Genomic DNA, 22513 nt, shown 5'->3' with positions numbered 1-22513 from the left:
CTACACCACCCTCATGGCCGTGCTCGTCCTCGCCCTCGCGGCCGCAGGTACCGCCGCGCTGACATACGGCTCCGTCAAGATCCCGTACGCCGACGTCTTCGACATCCTCACGGGCCGGGCCGAGGACCCGTCCCCGTTCCGCACCATCGTCCTGGACGTCCGCCTGCCCCGGGTCCTGCTCGGGGCCGCCGTGGGCGCGGGTCTCGCCGTCATCGGCACCGCCCTCCAGGCCCTGGTCCGCAACCCGCTGGCCGACCCCTTCCTGCTCGGCGTCTCCTCCGGCGCCTCCGCGGGCGCGGTCGGCGTGATCGTGCTCGGCTGGGGCGCGGGCCTGGCCATCACGGTGACGATCCCGGCGGCGTCCTTCGTGGGCGCGTTCCTCGCCCTGGTCGTGGTGTACGCGCTCGCCCGCGAGCCCGGCGGCGGCTTCACCACCGGCCGCCTGGTCCTCGCGGGCGTGGCCGTCTCCTACATCCTGTCCGCCCTGACCAGCCTGATCCTGGTGGTCTCGGCCCGCGCCGACCACCTCCAGGAAGTCCTGTACTGGACCCTCGGCGGCCTCGGCAGCGCCCGCTGGGACACGCTCGCCGTGCCCCTGACCGTGCTCGCGCTCGGCACGGCCGTGCTTCTGGCGCTCGCCCGGCCGCTCGACCTGCTGCTCGTCGGGGAGGAGGGCGCCACCGTCCTCGGCCTGGACACGGCCCGGTTCCGCGCGGGCGTCTTCGTGCTCGCCTCGCTCCTCACCGGCGTCCTCGTCGCGCACAGCGGGGCCATCGGCTTCGTCGGCCTGATGGTGCCGCACGCGGCCCGGATGCTGGTCGGCGCAGGACACCGGGCGCTGCTCCCGGTGGCGGCCATGATGGGCGCGGTGTTCCTGGTCGTCGCCGACCTCGCGGCGCGCACCCTTGCGGCGCCGCAGGACATCCCCGTGGGCGTGCTCACCGCGCTCACCGGCGGCCCGTTCTTCCTGTGGCAGCTGCGCCGGGGCCGGGCGCGCGAGGGAGTGACGGCATGACGGACACCCGGCGGCCGCCGGCCGACGAGCGGGGCGCGGTGCCCGGCGCCGCGTGGCTGCGCGTCGAGGACCTCACGTACGACGCCCCGTCCGGCCGCCGTCTCGTCGACGGCGTCTCGCTCGCCGTCCCGGCGGGGGAGACGGTCGGCCTCGTCGGCCCCAACGGCAGCGGCAAGACGACGCTGCTCCGCTGCGTCTACGGCGCGCTCGCCGCCACCGCGGGGCGGGTCCTGCTCGACGGCGTGGACCTGGCCGAGGCCGGGGTCAAGGCGCGGGCCCGCCGCGTGGCCACCGTGCCGCAGGACGGACACGCGGGCTTCGAGCTCACCGTCCGCCAGGTCGTGGCCATGGGTCGCTCCCCGCACAAGCGCTTCTGGGAGGCCGACAACGCCGCCGACCGGGCCCTGGTGGCCGACGCCCTGGAGCGCGTCGGCGCGGCGGGCCTCGCCGACCGCCCCTTCGGCCAGCTCTCCGGCGGCGAGCGCCAACGCGCGCTGCTCGCCCGCGCGCTGGTGCAGGAGCCCGCCGTCCTCGTGCTCGACGAGCCCACCAACCACCTCGACATCCGCTACCAGCTGGAGATCCTCGGCCTGGTCCAGGAGCTCGGCACGGCGAATCTGCTGGCCCTGCACGACCTGACCCTGGCCGCGTACTACTGCGACCGCCTGTACGTGCTCGACGGCGGCCGCGTCGTCGCGTCAGGGCCTCCGACCGAGGTCCTGACCAGCGAACTCCTCGCGGAGGTGTACGGCGTCACCGCCGAGGTGGCCGTCCATCCGGCCACCGGAGCGCCCACCGTCACCTATCTGCCGGGCCCCTCGCGGCGCGTTCCCGCGCCCTGAGCGGCCATCCCGTGTCCGGGTGCCGAGCCGGATCCGTCCGGTATCCGAGATCACATTCCGGGACCCGGACCGGGAATCGATACGATGACCCCATGGTTTCGAACGACGTGAGCATCCATACGACGCCGGGCGCCCTGCTCGTCGGCCGGCTGCACGTCGACCTGTGCCGTCTCGCCAGCGCCATCTGTCGGCGCTGAGGCGCCGCCGCGCCCCGCTCCGCCGAGCCGGAGGCGCCGCTCGCCCGGGCGCCGGGCGCCCCGACGCCCCGCGCTCCACGCGGCTCTCGCACCTCTCGCAGTTCCCGCACCACCCGGGCCCCGCCCCGGAACGCGTCCGAACCGACCCTCCCGACAGGAGCCCATCGCCATGGCCATCGAGGTCCGCATCCCGACCATCCTCCGCACCTACACCGGCGGCGAGAAGGCCGTCGAGGGCAACGGCGACACCATCGCCGCCCTCTTCGCCGACCTCGAGACCCGGCACGCGGGCATCCAGGAGCGCCTCGTCGACAAGGACAAGGGCAACGGACTGCGCCGGTTCGTGAACGTGTACCTGAACGACGAGGACGTCCGCTTCCTGGACGGCGTGTCCACCAAGCTCACCGACGGCGACAGCGTCACGATCCTGCCCGCCGTCGCGGGCGGCATGGTCTGACGGCCGCGGCCGCCGCATGCGTTACGACTCCCCGCTCGCGGCCGTCGGCAACACGCCGCTGGTCCGCCTCCCGCGCCTGTCCCCGTCCGCCGAGGTCCGCGTCTGGGCCAAGCTGGAGGACCGCAATCCGACCGGCTCCATCAAGGACCGGCCCGCGCTCCACATGGTCGAACAGGCCGAGAAGGACGGCCGGTTGACGCCCGGCTGCACCATCCTCGAACCGACCTCGGGCAACACCGGCATCTCCCTCGCCATGGCGGCCGGGCTCAAGGGCTACCGCATCGTGTGCGTCATGCCGGAGAACACCTCCCGTGAGCGGCGCGACCTGCTCACGATGTGGGGCGCCGAGATCATCTCGTCGCCCGCGGCGGGGGGCTCCAACACCGCCGTGCGCGTCGCCAAGGAGCTGGCGGCCGAGCACCCCGACTGGGTGATGCTCTACCAGTACGGCAACCCGGACAACGCGGGCGCCCACTACGCCACCACCGGCCCCGAGATCCTCGCCGACCTGCCCTCGATCACCCACTTCGTGGCCGGGCTCGGCACCACCGGCACCCTCATGGGCGCCGGCCGCTATCTGCGCGAGCACAAGCCCGACGTGAAGATCGTCGCGGCGGAGCCGCGCTACGACGACCTGGTCTACGGCCTGCGCAACCTCGACGAGGGCTTCGTCCCCGAGCTGTACGACGAGTCGGTCCTCACCACCCGCTTCTCGGTCGGCTCCGCCGACGCGGTGACCCGCACGCGCGAGCTGCTCAGGGAGGAGGGCATCTTCGCGGGCGTCTCCACCGGCGCGGCCCTGCACGCGGCCATCGGCGTCGGCCGCAAGGCCCTCAAGGCGGGGGAGCAGGCCGACATCGTCTTCGTCGTGGCCGACGGCGGCTGGAAGTACCTCTCGACGGGCCTGTACACGGCAGCCACGACGGAGGAGGCCATCGCAACGGTCCAGGGCCAACTCTGGGCGTAGCCCGGGGGGGCGCCCTGGAACCGGTCGATCGGCCTTCGGCCTCGTCCTCAAACGCCGGACGGGCTTGAATCGTTGCCGGTGCGGACCGGATCCCGTCTGCGGCCCGCAGGGGACCTCCGGCCCGCACCGGAGAATTCCAGCCCGTCCGGCGTTTGAGGACGAGGCGCGGAGCGCCGAAAGGGCGGGAGGGATCAGCCGCCCAGGTACCGGACCTGGTCCCACAGCGTCGGGTCCACCACTCCCGCCCGCCGCCGGAAGTCCCCGGCCCACAGCTCCCGCACCCCCTCCGGCTCCAGGAAGCTGGCCCGCCCCCGCACGTCCCCGACGGCCCCGGGCGGCAGCGGAATCACCCCGGCCTGCTCCTCGTGGAACCGCGTGGTGATGGTCGCGACGCGCACGACGTCACCGCGTACGGACAGGACGAGGAAGGGCCGCTCGGCCTCGTCGGCCACGGCCCACCAGATCTCCGCCGCCCGCGGCAGGCCCGGGGCGTCCGAGGTGTCCGGCGCGGGGCGCCGGGGACTCCGCCCCGCCCCGCGCGAGCGGCGCCCGCGCCCCCACCCGTCGACCACGGCGGCCACGAGCGCGAGCACGACGACCGCGGCGAGCGCCGGCCACCACGACGTGTCCATGGCACCGACGGTACCGGCGCGCGCCTCAGCCCGCCGCCCGCGCGGACTCCCGGAGTGCGCCGAGGACCACGGGAGCGTCCTCGCGGGCGAGGGCGAGGAGCACCGTCGCCTCACCGTCGCGGCACTCGATGACGACGGTGTCGTACGTGCCGCCGCCTCCCCAGAGCCCGGGGTCGTCGGGGAGCGGCGCCCGCACCCCGCACACGGTCAGCGACGGCGGCAGCGGCCTGCGGGCGACGCGCCCGTCGGGGTCGGGCGTCACCGCGGGCGGCCCGTCCCCGACGACCAGATGGTCGAAGCCGTCCACGCGGTAGGGCACGTCCCCGAGCACGGCCGCGCGCACGCACCGCCTCCCGGCGGGCGGCACCGCGACGATGTCGCTGGTGTCGACGGCACGCCGCTCCCGCCGCCGCGTCAGCCACGCGACCAGGCCGGTCAGCACCGCCACCGGGGGCACCCCGAAGGCCGTGACCAGCAGGGCGGCGGGCACGGACGGGCAGACCTGGCCCGCGACGAACCCGGTGCAGCCGAGCAGCGCCCCGGCCACCAACCCCACCCCGAGCTGCCAGGGGCTGGCGTGCGCCGCGGCGGCGTAGCTCCGGCGCCACCACCAGACCGTGCCCAGGACGCCGAGCCCGATGGGCAGCCCCAGCAGGCCGATGCCCAGGGGCAGCCGCCAGTCGTCGGCGGGCGAGGCGTCGGTCTCCTCGGCGGCGGACCCGAACCGCACGGTGCGGATCTCGCCGCGCCAGTACGTCAGGGACACCCGGTCCCCGGCGCGCACGACGTCGTAGAGGCGCGATCCGGACATGTGCACGCGCCGGGTCCGGCCGTCGCCCCGCTCGGTGACCCGGAGCCAGTGGTCGACCTTCCGGCCGCGGCCCTCCTCCTCGGTGCCCGCGACGGTCGCGGCCACCGTCGTCGTGCACGAGTCCGGCCGGGCCCCGGCCGTGCAGGCGGGCGCTGAGGCATAAGCGTCGCCCCGCGCGAGCGCGCCCGGCACGGCGGCCAGGAATCCGGCGGGGACCAGCAGGAGCACCAGGCCGGAGCAGACCGCGAGCACCGCCCGCCACCGACCGGGTCCCGTCCCCGTCCGCCCCGCCATCCCCGACACTTCCTCAGCCCTCCGGAACACCGCCAAAACCTTCCCGCCCATTGTCCCCCGCCACCCCACGCCCGCCCGGCCCCCCGAACCGGTGACAGCCCAGGTGAGTTCGCCCACAACGGCCCACGACGGAGGAGCGGGGTGCCGTTTCGCGCCTTACGCTCGTCGGACCGCACGCCCCTGAATTCCCCCGACCGCCAGCGCGGAGGTTCCAGCTATATGAAGCTCACCGTCGTCGGCTGCTCGGGGTCGTTTCCGTCCGCGGACTCGGCCTGCTCGAGCTACCTCGTCGAGGCCGACGGCTTCCGGCTGCTGCTCGACATGGGCAACGGCGCCCTGGGCGAGCTGCAGCGCCACATCGGTCTGTACGACCTCGACGCGATCTTCCTCAGCCATCTGCACGCCGACCACTGCATCGACATGTGCGCGTACTTCGTGGCCCGTTACTACCGGCACGAGGGCGGCCGCTGCGCGCCCATCCCGGTGTACGGCCCCGAGGGCACCGAGCAGCGCCTGACCACGGCGTACGCCGACACGCCCTCCGCGTCGTCGATGAGCGAGGTCTTCGACTTCCACACGGTCAAGCCGGGCACCTTCGACATCGGCCCGTTCTCGGTGCGCACCGAGAAGGTCTGCCACCCGGTCGAGGCGTACGGCGTGCGCGTCGAGCACGGCGGCAGATCGCTCACGTACTCCGGCGACACGGGGCCCTGCGAGGCGCTCGACGAGCTCGCCACGGGCACCGACCTCTTCCTGTGCGAGGCCGCGTTCACGCACGGCAAGGAGGACATCCCGGACCTGCACCTCAACGGCCGCGAGGCGGGCGAGTCCGCCCGGCGCGCGGGCGTCGGGCGCCTGGTCCTCACCCACATCCCGCCGTGGACGGACCCGGCGGTGAACCTCGCGGACGCCCGCGCCGTGTTCGAAGGACCCACGGAGCTGGCCGCGCCCGGAGCGTCGTACCAGCTCTGAGGCGCTGTATCGATACGCCCCCGCGGCGCCCGCAGGCACCACGACGAAGGCCCCAGAACCAAGCGGTTCCGGGGCCTTCGAGCGGTCCGAGAGGCTACGCCTTCGTCAGGTCCTCGATCTCCTCCTCGGGCTCACGGCCCGGGGTGGGGATGTTGAACTTGACGATCGCGAAGCGGAAGACCACGTAGTAGACGGCCGCGAAGACGAGGCCGATCGGGATGATCATCCAGGGCTTGTCGGCGAACTTCCAGTTCAGGACGTAGTCGATGGCACCGGCGGAGAAGGTGAAGCCGTGGTGCACGCCGAGCGCCCAGGTGACCGTCATGGCGACGGCGGTGAGGACCGCGTGGATCACGTACAGGGCCGGGGCGATGAACATGAACGCGAACTCGATCGGCTCGGTGATGCCGGTGACGAACGAGGTGAGCGCGAGGGACATCATCATGCCGCCGACGACCTTGCGGCGCTCGGGGCGTGCGGTGTGCGTGATGGCGAGCGCGACGGCGGGCAGCGCGAACATCATGATCGGGAAGAAGCCGGACATGAACTGACCCGCGGTCGGGTCGCCGTGCATGAAGCGCTGGATGTCGCCGTGCCAGACGGCGCCCGCGGAGTCGGTGAAGGAGCCGATCTCCTGCCAGGCGACGGTGTTCACGAACTGGTGCATGCCGACCGGGAGCAGCCCGCGGTTGACCACGCCGAAGACGCCGGCGCCGATGGAGCCGAGGCCGGTCATCCACTCGCCGAAGTTGGTGATCGCGTCGCCGACCGGGCCCCAGCACAGGCCGAAGAAGACGCCCAGGGCGGTGCCGATGAAGGCCATGATGATCGGCACCAGACGGCGGCCGTTGAAGAAGCCGAGCCAGTCCACCAGCTTGGTGCGGTGGAACTTCTGCCACACCACGGCCGAGATCAGACCCATGATGATGCCGCCGAAGACCTTGGGGTCGTTGTACGTCGCGGCGACGTCGGCCCCCTTGGTGATCTTCAGTTCGGTTACCGGGAACGCCTTCAGGACGTTCGTGTAGACCAGGAAGCCGACGAGCGCGGCGAGGGCTGTGGAGCCGTCCGCCTTCTTCGCGAAGCCGATCGCGACACCGATGCAGAACAGCATCGGCATGTTCGCGAACACGGCGTCACCGGCGTTGGCGAACACCGTGGCGACCTTGCCCCAGCCCAGGCCGTCCGCGCCGAACACGTCCGGCTGGCCGAGGCGCAGCAGGATGCCCGCGGCGGGCAGCACGGCGATGGGCAGCTGCAGGCTGCGGCCGACCTTCTGCAGACCCTGCAGAAGGCCGGCGCTCCGCTTCTTCGCGGGCGCCGCCTTGGCGGTGGCCGTACTCATGACTTCCTCCATGTACGGGTGCTGTCAGGGGACAGTTCGGGGGGTGCGACAGCATCCAGGTGGTCTACACCACTCAGTGGTGTAGACCTGTTGTAACACGGTCAAGGCGGCATAAGGAACCCGCGATTCCTGTGGGCTGGGCCATACCGTCACAAGCATGGCGAAAGGCCCCGGGACCAGAGGGTCCGAGGGCCTTTCAGGAGGCTCTGAGCGGGGTTCCGCTTGAGTCCTACGCCTTGGTCTGTTCTGCGTCCAACGCCTTTGCCTCTTCTTCCGGTTCGCGGCCCGGGGTGGGCAGGTCGAACTTGTGGATGACGAAGCGGAACAAAGCGTAGTAGACGACCGCGAAGACCAGACCGATCGGGATGATCAGCCAGGGCTTGGTGGCCAGGCTCCAGTTGATGACGTAGTCGATGAGGCCCGCCGAGAAGCTGAAGCCGTCCTTCACACCGAGCGCCCACGTCACCGCCATCGAGACGCCGGTGAGCACCGCGTGGATCGCGTACAGGACCGGGGCGATGAAGAGGAAGGAGTACTCGATCGGCTCGGTGATGCCGGTGACGAAGGAGGTCAGGCCGACCGAGAGCATCATGCCGCCGACGACCTTGCGGCGCTCGGGGCGGGCCGCGTGCGTGATGGCGAGCGCGGCGGCGGGCAGCGCGAACATCATGATCGGGAAGAAGCCCGAGGTGAACTGGCCCGCCGTCGGGTCCCCGGCGAGGAAGCGGTTGATGTCGCCGTGCACCACGGTGCCGTCGGGCTTGGTGAAGTCGCCGAACTGGAACCAGACGAACGTGTTCAGGAACTGGTGCAGGCCGATCGTGAGCAGCGCGCGGTTGGCCACGCCGAAGATGCCCGAGCCCAGCCAGCCGAGGTCCACCAGCCACTTGGAGAAGCTGGTGAGCCCGTCGCCGATGGGCGGCCAGACCCAGACGCACAGGCCCGCGAAGACCAGGCCGATGAAGGCCATGATGATCGGCACCAGGCGGCGGCCGTTGAAGAAGCCGAGCCAGTCCACCAGGCGCACCCGGTGGTAGCGCTGCCAGAACCAGGCCGACAGCAGGCCCATCACGATGCCGCCGAAGACCCCTGGGTTCTGGTACGCGGCCTGCGCCGAGGTGCCGTCCTCGGCCACGCACACCCCGCTCCACATCCCGGCGCCCGCGAAGTCGGCCCCGGCGGCGCAGTCCTCGGGGAAGGCGCGGAGCACCGCGTAGTAGACGAGGAAGCCCGCGACGGCGGCGAGCGCGGTGGAGCCGTCCGCCTTCTTCGCCATGCCGATCGCCACGCCGATGCAGAACAGGAGCGGCAGGCCGAGCGAGGAGTCGAGCAGGGCGCCGCCCGCGGCCGCGAAGACCTTGGCCACGTTCGTCCAGCCCAGGCCGTCGTCGCCGAAGACGTCCGGTTGGCCGAGCCGGTTCAGGATGCCGGCGGCGGGCAGCACGGCGATGGGCAGCTGGAGGCTGCGGCCCATTTTCTGCAGGCCTTGGAAGAGGCCGTTCCACCACTTCTTCTGCGGCACCGCGGCGGCGTCCGAACTCATCGGCGTTCCTCCTGGAACCGGCCAGTTTGGCGGTCGTTGAAAACTGGTGTAGACCAGTTGCGGGCGAGTGTGCGGCGGCCCCCTGGTCAGGGACGACACCTTGATCGTCATGATGGGGTGCGGCTGCCGTGACCGCCCGCGAAGATGGGCCAACCGTGCGTTACCGTGACAAAGCGGACCTACGGTGTCGTGGCCGCGTCCTTTCACAGCAGGGAGTAAGCAATGGCCAGCAAGGCTGAGAAGATCGTTGCCGGGCTCGGCGGCATCGACAACATCGAAGAGGTCGAGGGCTGCATCACCCGTCTCCGCACGGAGGTCAACGACCCGGGCCTGGTCGACGAGGCGGCCCTGAAGGCCGCGGGCGCGCACGGCGTCGTGAAGATGGGCACGGCGATCCAGGTCGTCATCGGCACGGACGCGGACCCGATCGCGGCGGAGATCGAAGACATGATGTGAGACCGGGCCCTGCCGGTCCCGTGAAGGCCCCGTTCCCCCTGACCGGAACGGGGCCTTCACGCTGTCGCGGGGCGCCGCCGACCGCCGTTTCGACGAGGCCGCAGGCCGATGAACGGGGGCCCCGGCGCCGGATAGGCTCACCGCATGTCTCGATTCGACGGTCGCACCCCCGAACAGCTTCGTCCCATCTCCATCGAGCGGGGGTGGAGCAAGCACGCCGAGGGCTCCGTCCTCGTCTCCTTCGGTGACACCAAGGTCTTCTGCACGGCCTCCGTCACGGAGGGCGTGCCCCGCTGGCGCAAGGGCAGCGGCGAGGGGTGGGTCACCGCCGAGTACTCGATGCTGCCGCGCTCCACCAACACCCGCGGCGACCGCGAGTCCGTCCGCGGCAAGATCGGCGGCCGCACCCACGAGATCTCCCGCCTCATCGGCCGCTCGCTGCGCGCCGTCATCGACTACAAGGCGCTCGGCGAGAACACCATCGTCCTCGACTGCGACGTCCTCCAGGCCGACGGCGGCACCCGCACCGCCGCCATCACCGGCGCGTACGTCGCGCTCGCCGACGCCGTCACCTGGGCGCAGGGCAAGAAGCTCATCAAGCCCGGCCGCAAGCCGCTGACCGGCACCGTCAGCGCCGTGTCCGTCGGCATCGTCGGCGGCGTGCCGCTGCTCGACCTCGCCTACGAAGAAGACGTGAAGGCCGACACCGACATGAACGTGGTGTGCACCGGCGATGGCCGGTTCGTCGAGGTGCAGGGCACCGCGGAGGCCGAGCCGTTCGCGCGCGACGAGCTGAACGCCCTGCTCGACCTGGCCGTCGGGGGCTGCGCGGAGCTGACCGCGCTCCAGCTTCAGGCACTGGATTCGGCCAAGTAGCCGTCGATGTAAAGGGGTTCGTCTCCCGGCGAGCAACCGTCCCGCCGACCACGGGCGTTCTATGAGGTGGAGCGTGCGGGTACGACCGCGCGCTCGCACACCGCATAACGGGAGGGAACCATCCATGGCCGTGCGCCACCGCCGTGTCACCGTCGCCATAACCACCGCTCTCATCGCCGTCCCCGCGACGCTCGGCCTGGTCGCCTGCGACCCGAAGGACGCCGTCGACTGCGTCAAGGCAGCCGACGCCGTCTCGGACGGCGCCGATGCCCTGCGGCAGGCGGCCCAGGACGCGGTCCTCTACCCGGACCGGAAGTCCGAGAAGCGCTTCGACAAGATCAGGGGCGACCTCGACGACATCCGCAGGGACCACGAGGACGACGAGGACATCAGCGAAGCCGTCGACGAGATGCAGAAGGCCGTCGACAACGTCGAGAAGGCCGTCGACAACGGCGACAAGACGCCGGACCTCCGCCCGATGGCGAACGCCGCGGGCAAGGTCACCAAGGCCTGCACGAGCTGACGCGGCGGGGCGGCGGGGCACCCGCCGGCCGTGCGACCGGGTCCCGGCGACGGGACGGATACTGGTCCCATGACCCGTCTCATCCTCGCCACCCGCAACGCCCACAAGGTCACCGAGCTGCGGGCGATCCTCGCCGCCGCGGGCCTCGACCACGAACTCGTCGGCGCGGACGCCTACCCCGAGATCCCCGACGTCAAGGAGACCGGGGTCACCTTCGCCGAGAACGCCCTGCTCAAGGCGCACGCCCTGGCGCAGGCCACCGGTCTGCCCGCGGTCGCCGACGACTCCGGGCTCTGCGTCGACGTGCTCGGCGGGGCGCCCGGCATCTTCTCCGCGCGCTGGGCCGGACGCCACGGCGACGACCGGGCCAATCTGGACCTGCTGCTCGCCCAGCTCGGCGACATCGACGAGGCCCACCGCGGCGCGCACTTCGCCTGCGCCGCGGCGCTCGCCCTGCCCGACGGCACCGAGCGGGTCGTCGAGGGCCGGCTGCGCGGCACCCTGCGCCACGCCCCCGCGGGCACCAACGGCTTCGGCTACGACCCGGTCCTCCAGCCCGAGGGCGACACCCGGACCTGCGCCGAGCTGACGCCCGACGAGAAGAACGCGATCAGCCACCGCGGCGAGGCGTTCCGCGCCCTCGTGCCGGTGGTGCGGGAACTGCTCGGCTGACCGGCGCGCACAGACGGCGAAAGGGCGCCCCCGCGTGCGGCGGGGGCGCCCTTTCGTACGTCTGCGTCCGATGGGCCCGTCGGCCCTTCGCGTGAGTGCGGCCGGAGGGACTCGAACCCTCACGGGTGTTACCCCACTGGGACCTAAACCCAGCGTGACTGCCAATTCCACCACGGCCGCGTGCCGCCCCATCGTAATGGGCGCCCGCCCGCGGTCGCCGGGCGGAGTCAGAACTTGGGCACCGCCGCCCGCGCTTCGACCAGGTCGGCGGCCTCCTCCTGGGTCTCGACGCACGGCGGCGAGCCGCTGAGCGGCCGCTGCGCCGTCTCCTTCATGCAGGCGACCGCGACGATGCCGACGGCGGCGGCCGCCATCGAGTAGTAGGCGGGCATCATGTCCGAGCCCGTGAGGCTGATCAGGGCGGTGATCACCAGCGGCGCGGTGCCGCCGAACAGCGAGGCGGAGAGGTTGTAGCCCACCGAGAGCGAGCCGTAGCGCACCGGTGTCGGGAACAGCGCCGGCAGCGTCGCGGACATGGTGCCGAGCAGACACACCAGGGACAGGCCGAGCATCAGCATGCCCGCCGCGACCGCGATCAGCGCACCCTGCTTGATCAGCAGGAACGCCGGGGCTGAAAGCACCAGGAAGCCCACCATTCCGGTCATCAGCAGCGGCTTGCGGCCGAAGCGGTCGGACAGGACACCGACCCGGTTGATCACCAGCATCAGCACCAGCATCGTCACGATGAGGATCACGAGACCGTGCGTGTCGTCGTAGCCCAGCTCGTCGGTGAGGTACGTCGGCATGTACGACAGGAGCATGTAGTCGGTGACGTTGTACGCGCCGACCAGGGCGACGCACAGGATCAGCGTCGGCCAGTGGTCGCGGAAGATCTTGGCCAGATCCCCCTTGGCGGAGGTCTCGACGGCGGACGCGGCGTCCGACGCGGAGTGGTAGCTCTCGTCCGTGAGCTTCTGGAACGCCGGGGTCTCGTCGAGGCGCAGCCGCAGATACAGGCCGACCAGGCCCAGCGGGCCCGCCACCAGGAAGGGCACGCGCCAGCCCCACGCCTCCATGGCGCCGTCGTCGAGCGTGGTGGTGAGGATCGTGACCAGGCCCGCGGCGCCCACGTACCCGGCGAGCGTGCCGAACTCCAGGAAGCTGCCGAAGTAGCCGCGCCGCTTGTCCGGCGCGTACTCGGCGATGAACGTGGACGCGCCGCCGTACTCGCCGCCGGTGGAGAAGCCCTGCACCAGACGGAAGAGGATCAGCAGGACCGGGGCCCAGAAGCCGATGGCGGCGTAGCTCGGGATCAGGCCGATGGCGAAGGTGCCGATCGCCATCAGGATCATCGTCAGGGCGAGGACCTTCTTGCGGCCGACCTTGTCGCCCATCGGCCCGAACACCATCCCGCCCAGGGGCCGCACCAGGAACGAGACCGCGAAGGTGGCGAACGACGAGAGCAGCTGGACCGTGCCGTTCCCGGACGGGAAGAAGACATGTCCGATGGTGACGGCCAGATAGCTGTAGATGCCGAAGTCGAACCACTCCATGGCGTTGCCCAGCGACGCCGCCTTCACCGCGCGGCGCACCGCCGCGTCGTCGGTGACGGTGATGTCGGTGCGCCGCAGGGGTGGGTTCCGGCGCCGTCTGACCGTACGGAAGAGGAGGCGGTGACGCTTCACCGCCTCCGGGTCGGCGCCGGGAGCGAGGGGGTCGGCCTCGGGGTCGGCCGGGTGCCTGGTGGCCGCCATGGAAGGAGTCCTTTCGGAGCGGGTGGTCCTCCAGGACGCCTACTCCGAGCCCGCGATCGCAAACGAGGGACCCCGTTCGGAGGGGGCTATCTCACACTCACCGGCACCTGGCCCCGGCCGTCAGATGCCGAGGTCGCGGATGATCTTGGCGACGTGCCCGGTGGCCTTCACGTTGTAGAACGCGTGCTCCACCTTGCCGTCCTCGTCCACGACGACGGTCGAGCGGATCACACCCGTCACCGTCTTGCCGTACAGCTTCTTCTCGCCGAAGGCGCCGTACGCCTCCAGGGTCTCCTTGGAGGGGTCGCCGACCAGCGTGACCTTCAGGTTCTCCTTCTCGCGGAACTTCGCGAGCTTCTCCGGCTTGTCCGGGGAGACGCCGATGACGTCGTAGCCGGCGGCCGCCAGGGCGTCCAGATTGTCCGTGAAGTCGCAGGCCTGCTTGGTGCAGCCGGGGGTCAGGGCGGCCGGGTAGAAGTACACGATCACCTTGCGGCCCTTGTGGTCCGCGAGGGAGACCTGCCGGCCGTCGGCGTCGGGCAGGGAGAAGGCGGGGGCGGTGTCGCCGGGCTGCAGTCGCTCGCTCATTCTTGGGCTCCTCACGGTGCGCGTACGCACCAAGCTGTGGTGACGGAGACGAGCGTAATAGGGGTGCCGTGGGGTGCGGAGCGGGCGAAGCTGACAGACTGTGGAGGTCCGAGTACAAGTACACACCCCACGGAGGCAGCCCGGTGTCGGATGCGGATGCCAGGACCCCTGCGCAGATCGAGGCGGACATCAAGCTCCGGCGCGAGCAGCTCGCCGAGACCCTCGACGAGATCGGGGTGCGGGTCCACCCGAAGACGATCGTCGGCGACGCGAAGGCGAAGGTCGCGGCGAGCGTGGACAACACCCTCGGCCGGGCCTACGTGGGGGCGAACCGCTTCGTCTCCGACGTGCGCGGCCAGCTCGTCTCGCCGGACGGCCAGCCGCGCCTGGAGCGGATCCTGCCGGTGGCCCTGGTGGTCGTGGGTCTCGTGGGGCTCGTCGCCGTCGGCTCCCGCCGTCGCAAGGGCTGACCCGGGGGCGTACAGGGCGCGTGCGGGCAGGTAGGTTCGGGGCGTGAGCGCCAAGACACAGGAATCAAGCACCCACGACGACAAGCTGCCGATCCGGATGCTGCACGACCGTGTGCTCGTGCGCCAGGACACCGCCGAGGGCGAGCGCCGCTCCGGCGGCGGCATCCTGATCCCCGCGACGGCGGCCGTCGGCCGCCGACTGGCCTGGGCGGAAGTGGTGGCCGTCGGGCAGAACGTGCGCACGGTGGAGCCGGGCGACCGGGTGCTCTACGACCCGGAGGACCGGGCCGAGGTCGAGGTGCGGGGCACCGCGTACGTGCTGATGCGCGAGCGCGACCTGCACGCGGTGGCCGCGGACCGCTTCGAGGGCTCGGAGGACTCGACGGGGCTCTATCTGTAACCGGGGCTTTCAGGGCTGGTGACCAGTGTCACCAGCCCTTTTGTCTGCCCTTTGCTACCGTGGAGGGACCCCGACGAGACGCGCCGTACCGGGCCCCGCAAAGACGACGCACCCCTTGAAGTCTCGTTCTCGGAGGTGCCGTCATGGCCTGGGTCCTGCTCATCGTCGCCGGTCTGCTCGAAGTCGGCTGGTCGATCGGCATGAAGTTCACCGAGGGGTTCACCCGTCTGTGGCCGAGTGTGTTCACCGGCGCGGGCATCGTCGCGAGCATGATCCTGCTGTCGTACGCGGCCAAGACGCTCCCCATCGGCACGGCCTACGGCGTGTGGGTCGGCATCGGCGCCGCGGGCGCCGCGGTGGTCGGCATGGTCGCCCTCGGCGAACCGACCACCGCGGCCCGGATCTTCTTCGTGTGTCTGCTGCTGGTCGCGGTGGTGGGCCTGAAGGCGACCAGCGGTCACTAACCGGGAGGGGCGCGGGGCCGTGTCTATGTGCGGCTCCGCCGCGTGGGCGCGCCCAGCCCCCACGCACCGGCACTGTCAATCGGAGCGGGCCCGCCCACTGGGCCCCACGGTGAGCTCACCAAGGGCCCCCTGGGCGGCCCCGCCCTGGTCCCCGCCGCCGTCCGCGGCCCCGCCGTCGGCCCCGCCGCCATCCGCGGCGCCGCCCCCGTCGGCCGCGCCGCCGTCGGCAGCGCCGCCCTGGTTCTGGCCCTGGTTCTGGCCGTCCTGGTCGCCGCCGCCCTGCTGGCCGCCTTGCTGGCCGCCCTGCTGGCCACCGTTCTGGCCGCCCTGCTGGCCGCCGTCCGCGGCACCACCGTCGGCCTGACCGCCGTCGTCACCGTCACCGCCGCCGGTGTCCGCGTCCTCGTCCGGCTCCTGGGCCGACTGCGCGGGATCCGGCGCGACCGGCTCCTCCGAGCCCGGCTCCAGCTGGAGCTCGAACTCCTTGGCGGGCTTGCCCTCCAGGGCGTCCCTGGTGAACTGCGCCCACACCTTCGCCGGGTAGCCGCCGCCGTTGATGCGGGCCTCGCCGAGCGCCCCGTACAGCGGCGTCTGCGCCGCCGTGACCGGGTCCTGGCCCATCACCGCGACCACGGTGGCGAGGTCGGGGGTGTAGCCCGCGAACCAGGCCGCCTTGTCGTTCTCCGCCGTACCGGTCTTGCCCGCAGCCGGACGGCCCGCGTTCAGCGCCTCGCGGCCGGTGCCGGACTGCACCACGCTCTGCAGGATCGACGTCGTCGTGTCGGCGGCCTCGCGGCTCACCGCCGTCTTCGTCTTCCGCTGCGGAAGCGCGATGTCCTGCCCGTCCTTGCTGATCTTGTCGACGAGCGTGTACGTGCCGTGCTTGCCGTGGTTGGCGAGCGTGGCGTACGCCTCGGTCATGTCCAGGACGGACGCCGTGGACGGGCCGAGCGCGATCGACGGGGACGCGGTCAGGTCCGGCGTCTTCGCCGGGACGCCGAGGGCGACGGCGGTGTCCTTGACCTTGTCCGAGCCGACGTCGACGGCCATCTGCGCGTACACCGAGTTCACGGACTTGTCCGTGGCCTCGCGCACGCTGATGTCGCCGTAGTTGACGTCGTCCTCGTTCGCGGGCGCGTACGAGCCGCCGCTCCAGCCCTGCACCGGGCGGCGGTTGTTGCCGTCGTACAGGGTGTTCGGCGTGATCTGGGCGCCGGACTGCGTGACCGAGCCGTTCTCCACCGCCGAGGTGAACACGAACGGCTTGAAGGTCGAGCCGACCTGGTAGTCGCGCCGGGTCGCGTTGTTCACGAACTGCTTGGTGTAGTCGATGCCGCCGTACATCGCGACGACCTTGCCGGTGTTCGGGTCCACCGAGGCGCCGCCCACGCGCACGTTCTTGTCGATCTTGCGGGCCTTCTTGTCGACCTTCGACATCACCTGCTCGTCGACGGCCTTGACGAAGGCGTCCTGGCGGGGCTTCTGGAGCGTGGTGGTGATGCGGTAGCCGCCCGTGCTGAGGGCGTCCTCGTCCACGATCCGGTTCTCGATCAGATAGTCCTCCACGGCCTTCACGACGTAGCCGCGCTGGCCGGACAGGCCCGGCGCGCCCTTCGCCTGCTCCGGCATCGGGAACTTGACCTTGTCCCGCTCGGCCTTGTCGAGCCAGCCCTCCTTGACCATGCCGTCCAGGACGTAGTTCCAGCGCCCGACGGCGCGCGGCTTGTTCTCCGGGTGGGTCGCCACGTCGTACGCGTTGGGGGAGTTCACCAGGGTCGCCAGGTACGCGCCCTGGCCGACGCTCAGGTCCTCGACGTCCTTGCCGTAGTACGCCTGCGCGGCGGCCTGCACGCCGTACGCGCTGCGGCCGAAGTAGCTGGTGTTCAGATAGCCCTGGAGGATCTCGTCCTTGCTCACCTCGCGGTCCAGCTTGATCGCGATGAAGAACTCCTTCACCTTGCGGGAGACCGTCTGCTCCTGCGCCAGGTAGTAGTTCTTCACGTACTGCTGGGTGATCGTCGAACCGGACTGCTTGCCCTTGCCGGTGAGCGTGTTCCAGCCCGCGCGGAGCATCGCCTTCGGGTCGACGGCGGACTCACTGTAGAAGTCCCGGTCCTCGGCGGCGAGGACCGCGTGCTGGACCTCCTTGGGCACCTTCGAAAGGGGCACGTTCTCGCGGTTGACCTTGCCGTCGCGGGCGATCTCGGTGCCGTCGGAGTACAGGTAGACGTTGCTCTGCTTGGTGGCCATGGCGTTGGCCGGCGGGATGTTCACGAGGAAGTAGCCCGTCATGAACGCGCCCACGCCGAGCAGGATGAACAGGATGAAGGCGCCGAGCACCATCCGCCAGGTCGGGAACAGGCGCCGCCAGCCCTTGCGCTTGGGCCGCTTCGCCTTCTTGCCCTTCTTGCCCTGCTGGCCGGGTGCCGCGGGCCCGGCGGGGCTCGCGCCGTCGCCGTCCCCCGCGCCGCCTTCATCGGGGTCGCGGGGCGCCCAGCCCCGCGGCTCGCCGTTCCCGGGCTCCTGGTGCCGGGCGCCGGGTCCGCCGGGCGGCACGGGCCGCAGCCGGGTCGTGGCGGGGCCTGCCGCGGCGGCCGTGGCCGCCGCCGCGCCCTTCGCGCCCTTGGCGCTCTTGCCACCGGCGGGGACGGGGCGGATCTGCTGGGTCGCCGGGTCGTTCGCGGGAGCGGCCGGGGTGCCCCCGGGCGTCGCCGCGGAGCCGTTCTTGCGCAGGGCCGCGGAGCCGCCCTTGCCGCCCGGCGGCGCGGCGGGCCCTTCGCGGTCCGTGACCGGCCGGATCTGCTGGGTGGCGGGGTCGGGCGCGCCCTGGCCGCGGGCCGCGCCGGGGTCACCCCGGCGTGCGGCTCCGTCACCCTCGCCGGGGACGCCCGGACGGCGCTCGGCGGCGGGGCGCCGGGTCCCTTGGGGGCCGTCCTGGCGCGGGGCCGCAGGCCCGTCCTCGGGGGCGGCGGGCTCCCCGGGCCCGTCAGCGGGCCCGCGCCCGGGGCCACGCTGCTGCTGCGGCTCGTCGCTGCTCATGTCTCGCGGAACTCCCAGTTCGCGTCGTACGCCTCGTACGACCCATTGCACACTGTCTCCGCATGCCCTTCTGACCAGGCACGCGCCGCGCGGCGAAATTGCCTGGCACGGACGGCCCCGCTCACATTAGGCTCCTGCGCTTCGGTCCGGACACGCGGTCCGGGCCGCTCGGCCTGGAAGCGGGACGAGGCTCTCTGAAAGGGATGTGCGTGAGAACAGGACGGTTCCGCTTGTACGCGGCCGTCGCCGGAGGAAACTTCCGGAGATTCGCCACATACCGGATGGCGACGCTGGCGGGTGTGTTCACCAACACCGTGTTCGGGGTGATCCTGGCCTACACCTACAAAGCCCTCTGGGACGAGAGACCCGGACTAGGAGGATACGACCAGGCGCAGGCGCTCACGTACGTCTGGCTCGGTCAGGCCCTCCTGATGGCCGTCGCGGCGATGGGCGGCGGCTTCGAGGCGGACCTGATGGAGCGCGTCCGCACCGGCGACATCGCCACCGATCTCCACCGGCCCGTCGACCTCCAGGCGTGGTGGCTCGCGAGCGATCTGGGCCGGGCCGCGTTCCACCTTCTGGGCCGTGGGGTGGTGCCGATGACCTTCGGGGCGCTCGCCTTCCAACTCGCGCTGCCGACATCTCCGTTGACCTGGCTCGCGACGCTCCTCGCGGTGCTGCTCGGCGTCGTCGTCAGCTTCGCCCTGCGCTATCTGGTGGCGCTCAGCGCCTTCTGGCTCCTGGACGGCGCGGGCGTGGCCCAGATCTCCTGGCTCGCGGGCATGTTCTTCTCCGGCATGCTGCTGCCCCTGAACGTCTTCCCCGGCGCCCTCGGCGAGGTCGCCCGGGCCCTGCCCTGGTCGGCGCTGCTCCAGGTGCCCGCGGACGTGTTCCTCGGCAAGCACACGGGCACCGGGCTCCTGGCGATCTACGCCTTCCAGGCCGCCTGGGCGGCCGGGCTGCTCGCCGTGGGACGGCTGCTCCAGGGCGTGGCGACCCGCCGGGTGGTGGTCCAGGGTGGCTGAGCTGCTGCGGGACCAGGACCAGGACCAGGACCCGGGCACGGAGCGCGGCGGCCTCGGCGCCCCGCTGGGGCCCCTCGCCAGGACCCGCGAGGGCGTGCGCGCCTACCGTCTGATCACCGCCATGTGGATCCGCTCCACGCTGGCCTACCGCGCCTCCTTCGCGCTGACGGCCTTCGGGAACTTCGCCGCGACCGGCCTCGACTTCGTCGCGATCCTGCTGATGTTCTCCCAGGTGGACCGGCTGGGCGGCTACGGCCTCGGCGAGATCGCCTTCCTGTACGGGGCGGCGTCCACCGCCTTCGGCGTGGCCGACCTCGCCTTCGGCTCCATGGAGCGGCTCGGCACCCGGGTCAGGGACGGCACGCTCGACACCCTCCTGGTCCGTCCCGTGCCGGTGCTCGCCCAGGTCGCGGCCGACCGCTTCGCGCTGCGCCGCCTCGGCCGGATCACCCAGGGGCTGCTCGTGCTCGCGTACGGCTTCTGGAGCGTGGACATCGCCTGGACGCCCCTGAAGGCCGCGGTCGTCCCGCTGATGCTGATCAGCGGCGCCGGGATCTTCGCGGCCGTCTTCGTGCTCGGCGCGGCCTTCCAGTTCGTCGCCCAGGACGCCTCCGAGGTGCAGAACTCCGTCACGTACGGCGGCAACACGCTGCTCCAGTACCCGCCGACCGTCTTCGCCGACGAACTGGTGCGCGGGGTCACGTTCGTCGTCCCGATCGCCTTCGTGAACTGGCTGCCCGGACTGTACGTCCTCGACCGCGCCTATCCGCTCGGCCTGCCGCGCTGGGCCGCCTTCGCACCGCCGCTGGTGGCCCTCGCGTGCCTGGCGCTCGCGGGCCTCGCCTGGCGCGCGGGACTCCGTTCGTACCGCAGCACAGGGAGCTGACTCTTTCGTGGACAGCGACGCGTTCATCACCCTCGACGGCGTCGAGAAGGTCTTCGACGTCCGCAAGAAGACCGGCTTCCTGCGCCGCGAGCGGCACGAGGTGCGGGCCGTCGACGGCATCACCTTCCAGGTGCCGCGCGGCGAGATGGTCGGCTACATCGGCCCGAACGGCGCGGGCAAGTCGACCACGATCAAGATGCTCACCGGCATCCTCACGCCCAGCGGCGGCCGGCTGCGGGTCGCGGGCATCGACCCGGCCCACGAGCGCACCCGCCTCGCCCGGCACATCGGCGTCGTCTTCGGCCAGCGCACCACGCTCTGGTGGGACCTGCCGCTCGTCGACTCGTACCGCCTGATGCACCGCATGTACCGGATCCCGGACGCCCGGTTCGCCGAGAACCTCGACCGGTGTGTCGAACTCCTCGACCTGGGCGCCCTGTTGGACGTCCCCGTACGGCAGCTCTCGCTGGGCCAGCGCATGCGCGGCGACATCGCGGCCGCGCTCCTGCACGACCCGGAGGTCCTCTACCTCGACGAGCCGACCATCGGCCTCGACGTGGTCAGCAAGGCGAAGGTGCGCGGCTTCCTGCGCGATCTGAACGCCGAGTCGGGCACCACGGTCCTGCTCACCACGCACGACCTCACCGACATCGAGCAGCTGTGCAAGCGCGTCATGGTCATCGACCACGGGCGCCTGATGTACGACGGCCCGCTCGACGGCCTTCACGAGGTGGGCCAGAGCGAGCGCATGCTGGTCGTCGATCTGGAACACGAACTTCCGCCCCTGGAGGTCGAGTCGGCGCGGGTCGTGCGCGTCGAGGGCCCCCGGCAGTGGCTGGCCTTCCCTGCGGCCGCCTCCGCGGCACCGCTGGTCGCGGCGGTCGCCGAGCGCTATCCGCTGCTCGACCTCTCCGTGCGCGAGCCGGACATCGAGGCCGTCATCGCCAAGATGTACGCCGACAGAGGGACCTCGTAGGCTTCGGGGTATGACGGACGCCGAGTCTTCCCAGCCACCCGCGTCGCCCGCGTCGCCGCCGGCCGTCCCCGGCTCGCCGAGCCCCGAGCTGCGCGCATCCGACGCCGACCGCGAGCGTGTCGCCGAGGTCCTGCGCGAGGCCATGGCCGAGGGCCGCCTGGACATGGACGAGTTCAACGAACGGGTGGACGCGGCCTACCGGGCCCGTACGTACGGCGACCTGGCGCCCCTCACCCGGGACCTGCCCGCGGCGGGCGCGGTCGCCCCGAAGACCTCCCTGGTCAAGCGGTCCGCCGACGACGGGTCGACGGAGATCGACTGGGCGGAGCGCGTGGTCGAGGGCACAGAGCCCACCTCCGGCGGCGCCTTCGCCTTCTGGAGCGGCTTCAACCGCAAGGGCGGCTGGACCGTCGGGCGGCTCTTCACCTCGTTCGCGATGTGGGGCGGCGGCGAGATCGACCTGCGCGAGGCCCGCTTCGCCGACCGCGAGGTCGTCATCCGCTGCTTCACGATCATGGGTGGCATCCAGGTCACCGTGCCGCCCGAACTGAACGTCTCCGTCAAGGGCTTCGGCATCATGGGCGGCTTCGGCGACGACGCCACCGGCGAGGGCACGCCCGGCTCCCCGCGCGTGACCGTCACCGGCTTCGCCCTCATGGGCGGCGTCAACGTCGAGCGCAAGCTCCGCAAGGCGGAGCGGCAGCGCCTGAAGGAGCAGCGCCGCCAGGAGAGGCTGGAGGAGCGGGAGAGCCGGCGTCTCGAACACCGGGAGCGGCACCAGGAGCGGCACGAGCGGCACAAGGAGCGCCACGAGCTCCACCGCCGCCGGGCGGAGGACAACCACCACGGCATCCACGGCGGGGACGGGCAGTAGCCCGCCCGCCCCCGCCGGGCCGCCGCGGCGGTCAGACGTCCAGCTCCGTCTCGATGCGCCGGAGCTGGTGCCGGGCCATCGCGAGGTTCGCCTTGCCCTTGTCGAGTGCCAGATAGAGGAAGAGGCCGCTGTTGTTGCGGGACTTCAGCAGCCGGATCAGGTGGTACTGCTCGCTGAGGGTGATCAGAATGTCCTCGATCTCGCCCTTGAGGCCGAGCATTTCCATGGTGCGCACCTTGGCGCGGACCACGTCGGTGTTGCCCGCGGCGGCCACGGAGAGGTCGAGTTCCTTGCTGCCGCCCAGGGTGCCGAGGGCCATCCCGCTGCTGTAGTCGACCAGGGCCACACCGAGGGTGCCGTCGATGGCGGTCATCGCCTCTTTGAGAGCCGTTTCGGTGTTGAACATATGACTCGCACTTCCTTTTCGTCTGTTGG

At 71.6% G+C, this 22513-nt stretch carries 25 protein-coding genes, 1 tRNA gene and 1 riboswitch; of the genes, 17 read left to right on the top strand and 9 right to left on the bottom strand.

What is annotated here, in order from left to right; genetic code table 11:
• Nucleotides 1-13 precede the first annotated feature (13 nt).
• The 5 genes from CP982_RS17225 (at nt 14) to CP982_RS17210 (ending at nt 3478) form a co-directional block, all read left to right on the top strand.
• Nucleotides 14-1015: a FecCD family ABC transporter permease gene (locus CP982_RS17225; protein WP_150515538.1), complete on the top strand. Its 1002-nt coding sequence runs from the start codon at nt 14-16 to the stop codon at nt 1013-1015.
• Nucleotides 1012-1857 carry an ABC transporter ATP-binding protein gene (locus tag CP982_RS17220; protein ID WP_150511354.1) on the top strand — a complete coding sequence of 282 codons (846 nt, stop codon included), beginning with the start codon at nt 1012-1014 and terminating at the stop codon, nt 1855-1857. Before CP982_RS17225 ends, CP982_RS17220 begins: the two co-directional genes overlap by 4 nt.
• 92 nt (nt 1858-1949) lie before the next feature.
• The gene (locus CP982_RS43115; protein ID WP_311775236.1) at nt 1950-2054 is read left to right on the top strand and encodes a putative leader peptide; all 105 of its coding nucleotides are present in this window, start codon (nt 1950-1952) and stop codon (nt 2052-2054) included.
• A 169-nt stretch (nt 2055-2223) separates the two neighbouring features.
• On the top strand, nt 2224-2511 hold the full coding sequence (locus tag CP982_RS17215; RefSeq protein WP_150511353.1) for a MoaD/ThiS family protein: 288 nt from the start codon (nt 2224-2226) through the stop codon (nt 2509-2511).
• Nucleotides 2512-2527: 16 nt separating this feature from the next.
• Complete coding sequence (locus CP982_RS17210; protein WP_150511352.1) at nt 2528-3478, top strand: PLP-dependent cysteine synthase family protein; 951 nt, start codon at nt 2528-2530, stop codon at nt 3476-3478.
• Between the two features lie 191 nt (nt 3479-3669).
• Here the strand turns inward: CP982_RS17210 and CP982_RS17205 are convergent, their stop codons facing one another.
• Nucleotides 3670-4110, bottom strand: coding sequence for a type II toxin-antitoxin system PemK/MazF family toxin (locus CP982_RS17205; protein WP_150511351.1), 441 nt, complete (start codon nt 4108-4110; stop codon nt 3670-3672).
• A 25-nt stretch (nt 4111-4135) separates the two neighbouring features.
• Nucleotides 4136-5215 carry a hypothetical protein gene (locus tag CP982_RS17200; RefSeq protein ID WP_150511350.1) on the bottom strand — a complete coding sequence of 360 codons (1080 nt, stop codon included), beginning with the start codon at nt 5213-5215 and terminating at the stop codon, nt 4136-4138.
• Nucleotides 5216-5434: 219 nt separating this feature from the next.
• Between CP982_RS17200 and CP982_RS17195 the strand changes: the two genes are divergently transcribed.
• Nucleotides 5435-6187, top strand: a complete 753-nt coding sequence (locus CP982_RS17195) for an MBL fold metallo-hydrolase (protein ID WP_150511349.1) — start codon at nt 5435-5437, stop codon at nt 6185-6187.
• Between the two features lie 94 nt (nt 6188-6281).
• Here CP982_RS17195 and CP982_RS17190 read toward each other — a convergent pair whose 3' ends face one another.
• Nucleotides 6282-7532 carry a PTS transporter subunit EIIC gene (locus CP982_RS17190; RefSeq protein ID WP_150511348.1) on the bottom strand — a complete coding sequence of 417 codons (1251 nt, stop codon included), beginning with the start codon at nt 7530-7532 and terminating at the stop codon, nt 6282-6284.
• Nucleotides 7533-7761: 229 nt separating this feature from the next.
• Complete coding sequence (locus CP982_RS17185) at nt 7762-9075, bottom strand: PTS transporter subunit EIIC (RefSeq protein WP_150511347.1); 1314 nt, start codon at nt 9073-9075, stop codon at nt 7762-7764.
• Nucleotides 9076-9297: 222 nt separating this feature from the next.
• Between CP982_RS17185 and CP982_RS17180 the strand changes: the two genes are divergently transcribed.
• From CP982_RS17180 to rdgB, 4 genes are all read left to right on the top strand, one after another.
• A complete protein-coding gene (locus CP982_RS17180; protein ID WP_107417711.1) occupies nt 9298-9531 on the top strand; it encodes a PTS sugar transporter subunit IIB in 234 nt (77 codons plus the stop codon).
• Between the two features lie 144 nt (nt 9532-9675).
• Complete coding sequence (rph, locus tag CP982_RS17175) at nt 9676-10407, top strand: ribonuclease PH (RefSeq protein WP_150511346.1); 732 nt, start codon at nt 9676-9678, stop codon at nt 10405-10407.
• 124 nt (nt 10408-10531) lie between these two features.
• Nucleotides 10532-10930 (top strand): hypothetical protein, encoded by a 399-nt coding sequence (locus tag CP982_RS17170; RefSeq protein ID WP_144003670.1) that lies wholly within the window; start codon nt 10532-10534, stop codon nt 10928-10930.
• Nucleotides 10931-10999: 69 nt separating this feature from the next.
• Nucleotides 11000-11602: an RdgB/HAM1 family non-canonical purine NTP pyrophosphatase gene (rdgB, locus tag CP982_RS17165; protein WP_150511345.1), complete on the top strand. Its 603-nt coding sequence runs from the start codon at nt 11000-11002 to the stop codon at nt 11600-11602.
• Nucleotides 11603-11698: 96 nt separating this feature from the next.
• On the opposite strand, the gene CP982_RS17160 is transcribed toward rdgB, so the two are convergent.
• From CP982_RS17160 to bcp, 3 genes are all read right to left on the bottom strand, one after another.
• Nucleotides 11699-11782 (bottom strand) — tRNA-Leu (locus CP982_RS17160).
• A 47-nt stretch (nt 11783-11829) separates the two neighbouring features.
• Entirely contained in the window at nt 11830-13356 is a 1527-nt protein-coding gene (gene proP / locus CP982_RS17155) for a glycine betaine/L-proline transporter ProP (RefSeq protein WP_150511344.1), read from the bottom strand.
• A 120-nt stretch (nt 13357-13476) separates the two neighbouring features.
• Nucleotides 13477-13944 (bottom strand): thioredoxin-dependent thiol peroxidase, encoded by a 468-nt coding sequence (gene bcp, locus CP982_RS17150; RefSeq protein ID WP_150511343.1) that lies wholly within the window; start codon nt 13942-13944, stop codon nt 13477-13479.
• Between the two features lie 143 nt (nt 13945-14087).
• Here bcp and CP982_RS17145 point away from each other — a divergent pair, with 143 nt between their 5' ends.
• The 3 genes from CP982_RS17145 to CP982_RS17135 all read left to right on the top strand — a co-directional run bounded on the left by CP982_RS17145 (nt 14088) and on the right by CP982_RS17135 (nt 15278).
• Complete coding sequence (locus CP982_RS17145) at nt 14088-14414, top strand: DUF3618 domain-containing protein (protein WP_150511342.1); 327 nt, start codon at nt 14088-14090, stop codon at nt 14412-14414.
• A 97-nt stretch (nt 14415-14511) separates the two neighbouring features.
• The gene (locus CP982_RS17140; protein WP_051707732.1) at nt 14512-14814 is read left to right on the top strand and encodes a GroES family chaperonin; all 303 of its coding nucleotides are present in this window, start codon (nt 14512-14514) and stop codon (nt 14812-14814) included.
• Nucleotides 14815-14856: 42 nt separating this feature from the next.
• A riboswitch (guanidine-III (ykkC-III) riboswitch) is annotated at nt 14857-14927 on the top strand.
• 30 nt (nt 14928-14957) lie between these two features.
• Complete coding sequence (locus CP982_RS17135) at nt 14958-15278, top strand: DMT family transporter (RefSeq protein ID WP_150511341.1); 321 nt, start codon at nt 14958-14960, stop codon at nt 15276-15278.
• A 75-nt stretch (nt 15279-15353) separates the two neighbouring features.
• Here the strand turns inward: CP982_RS17135 and CP982_RS17130 are convergent, their stop codons facing one another.
• Nucleotides 15354-18317 (bottom strand): transglycosylase domain-containing protein, encoded by a 2964-nt coding sequence (locus CP982_RS17130; protein WP_372503372.1) that lies wholly within the window; start codon nt 18315-18317, stop codon nt 15354-15356.
• Nucleotides 18318-18520: 203 nt separating this feature from the next.
• Between CP982_RS17130 and CP982_RS17125 the strand changes: the two genes are divergently transcribed.
• From CP982_RS17125 to CP982_RS17110, 4 genes are all read left to right on the top strand, one after another.
• On the top strand, nt 18521-19342 hold the full coding sequence (locus tag CP982_RS17125) for an ABC transporter permease (RefSeq protein ID WP_150511340.1): 822 nt from the start codon (nt 18521-18523) through the stop codon (nt 19340-19342).
• A 64-nt stretch (nt 19343-19406) separates the two neighbouring features.
• Nucleotides 19407-20228: an ABC transporter permease gene (locus CP982_RS17120; RefSeq protein ID WP_229879171.1), complete on the top strand. Its 822-nt coding sequence runs from the start codon at nt 19407-19409 to the stop codon at nt 20226-20228.
• A gap of 7 nt (nt 20229-20235) precedes the next feature.
• Nucleotides 20236-21204, top strand: coding sequence for an ABC transporter ATP-binding protein (locus CP982_RS17115; RefSeq protein WP_150511339.1), 969 nt, complete (start codon nt 20236-20238; stop codon nt 21202-21204).
• 10 nt (nt 21205-21214) lie between these two features.
• Nucleotides 21215-22078, top strand: coding sequence for a DUF1707 SHOCT-like domain-containing protein (locus tag CP982_RS17110; protein ID WP_150511338.1), 864 nt, complete (start codon nt 21215-21217; stop codon nt 22076-22078).
• 31 nt (nt 22079-22109) lie between these two features.
• On the opposite strand, the gene CP982_RS17105 is transcribed toward CP982_RS17110, so the two are convergent.
• Entirely contained in the window at nt 22110-22484 is a 375-nt protein-coding gene (locus tag CP982_RS17105) for a hypothetical protein (protein WP_150511337.1), read from the bottom strand.
• Nucleotides 22485-22513 lie beyond the last annotated feature (29 nt).

The sequence above is a fragment of the Streptomyces spectabilis genome (genome assembly GCF_008704795.1).
Classification (GTDB): Bacteria; Actinomycetota; Actinomycetes; order Streptomycetales; family Streptomycetaceae; genus Streptomyces; species Streptomyces spectabilis.
Note: the sequence above shows the minus strand (reverse complement) of the source record. Positions and strands in the feature narration are given on the sequence as shown.

Coding starts and splice junctions, on each gene's coding strand:
- CP982_RS17225 (WP_150515538.1), top strand. CDS start 14: ATGGCCGTGCTCGTCCTCGCCCTCGCGGCCGCAGGTACCGCCGCGCTG.
- CP982_RS17220 (WP_150511354.1), top strand. CDS start 1,012: ATGACGGACACCCGGCGGCCGCCGGCCGACGAGCGGGGCGCGGTGCCC.
- CP982_RS43115 (WP_311775236.1), top strand. CDS start 1,950: ATGGTTTCGAACGACGTGAGCATCCATACGACGCCGGGCGCCCTGCTC.
- CP982_RS17215 (WP_150511353.1), top strand. CDS start 2,224: ATGGCCATCGAGGTCCGCATCCCGACCATCCTCCGCACCTACACCGGC.
- CP982_RS17210 (WP_150511352.1), top strand. CDS start 2,528: ATGCGTTACGACTCCCCGCTCGCGGCCGTCGGCAACACGCCGCTGGTC.
- CP982_RS17205 (WP_150511351.1), bottom strand. CDS start 4,110: ATGGACACGTCGTGGTGGCCGGCGCTCGCCGCGGTCGTCGTGCTCGCG.
- CP982_RS17200 (WP_150511350.1), bottom strand. CDS start 5,215: ATGGCGGGGCGGACGGGGACGGGACCCGGTCGGTGGCGGGCGGTGCTC.
- CP982_RS17195 (WP_150511349.1), top strand. CDS start 5,435: ATGAAGCTCACCGTCGTCGGCTGCTCGGGGTCGTTTCCGTCCGCGGAC.
- CP982_RS17190 (WP_150511348.1), bottom strand. CDS start 7,532: ATGAGTACGGCCACCGCCAAGGCGGCGCCCGCGAAGAAGCGGAGCGCC.
- CP982_RS17185 (WP_150511347.1), bottom strand. CDS start 9,075: ATGAGTTCGGACGCCGCCGCGGTGCCGCAGAAGAAGTGGTGGAACGGC.
- CP982_RS17180 (WP_107417711.1), top strand. CDS start 9,298: ATGGCCAGCAAGGCTGAGAAGATCGTTGCCGGGCTCGGCGGCATCGAC.
- rph (WP_150511346.1), top strand. CDS start 9,676: ATGTCTCGATTCGACGGTCGCACCCCCGAACAGCTTCGTCCCATCTCC.
- CP982_RS17170 (WP_144003670.1), top strand. CDS start 10,532: ATGGCCGTGCGCCACCGCCGTGTCACCGTCGCCATAACCACCGCTCTC.
- rdgB (WP_150511345.1), top strand. CDS start 11,000: ATGACCCGTCTCATCCTCGCCACCCGCAACGCCCACAAGGTCACCGAG.
- proP (WP_150511344.1), bottom strand. CDS start 13,356: ATGGCGGCCACCAGGCACCCGGCCGACCCCGAGGCCGACCCCCTCGCT.
- bcp (WP_150511343.1), bottom strand. CDS start 13,944: ATGAGCGAGCGACTGCAGCCCGGCGACACCGCCCCCGCCTTCTCCCTG.
- CP982_RS17140 (WP_051707732.1), top strand. CDS start 14,512: ATGCTGCACGACCGTGTGCTCGTGCGCCAGGACACCGCCGAGGGCGAG.
- CP982_RS17135 (WP_150511341.1), top strand. CDS start 14,958: ATGGCCTGGGTCCTGCTCATCGTCGCCGGTCTGCTCGAAGTCGGCTGG.
- CP982_RS17130 (WP_372503372.1), bottom strand. CDS start 18,317: ATGAGCAGCGACGAGCCGCAGCAGCAGCGTGGCCCCGGGCGCGGGCCC.
- CP982_RS17125 (WP_150511340.1), top strand. CDS start 18,521: ATGTGCGTGAGAACAGGACGGTTCCGCTTGTACGCGGCCGTCGCCGGA.
- CP982_RS17110 (WP_150511338.1), top strand. CDS start 21,215: ATGACGGACGCCGAGTCTTCCCAGCCACCCGCGTCGCCCGCGTCGCCG.
- CP982_RS17105 (WP_150511337.1), bottom strand. CDS start 22,484: ATGTTCAACACCGAAACGGCTCTCAAAGAGGCGATGACCGCCATCGAC.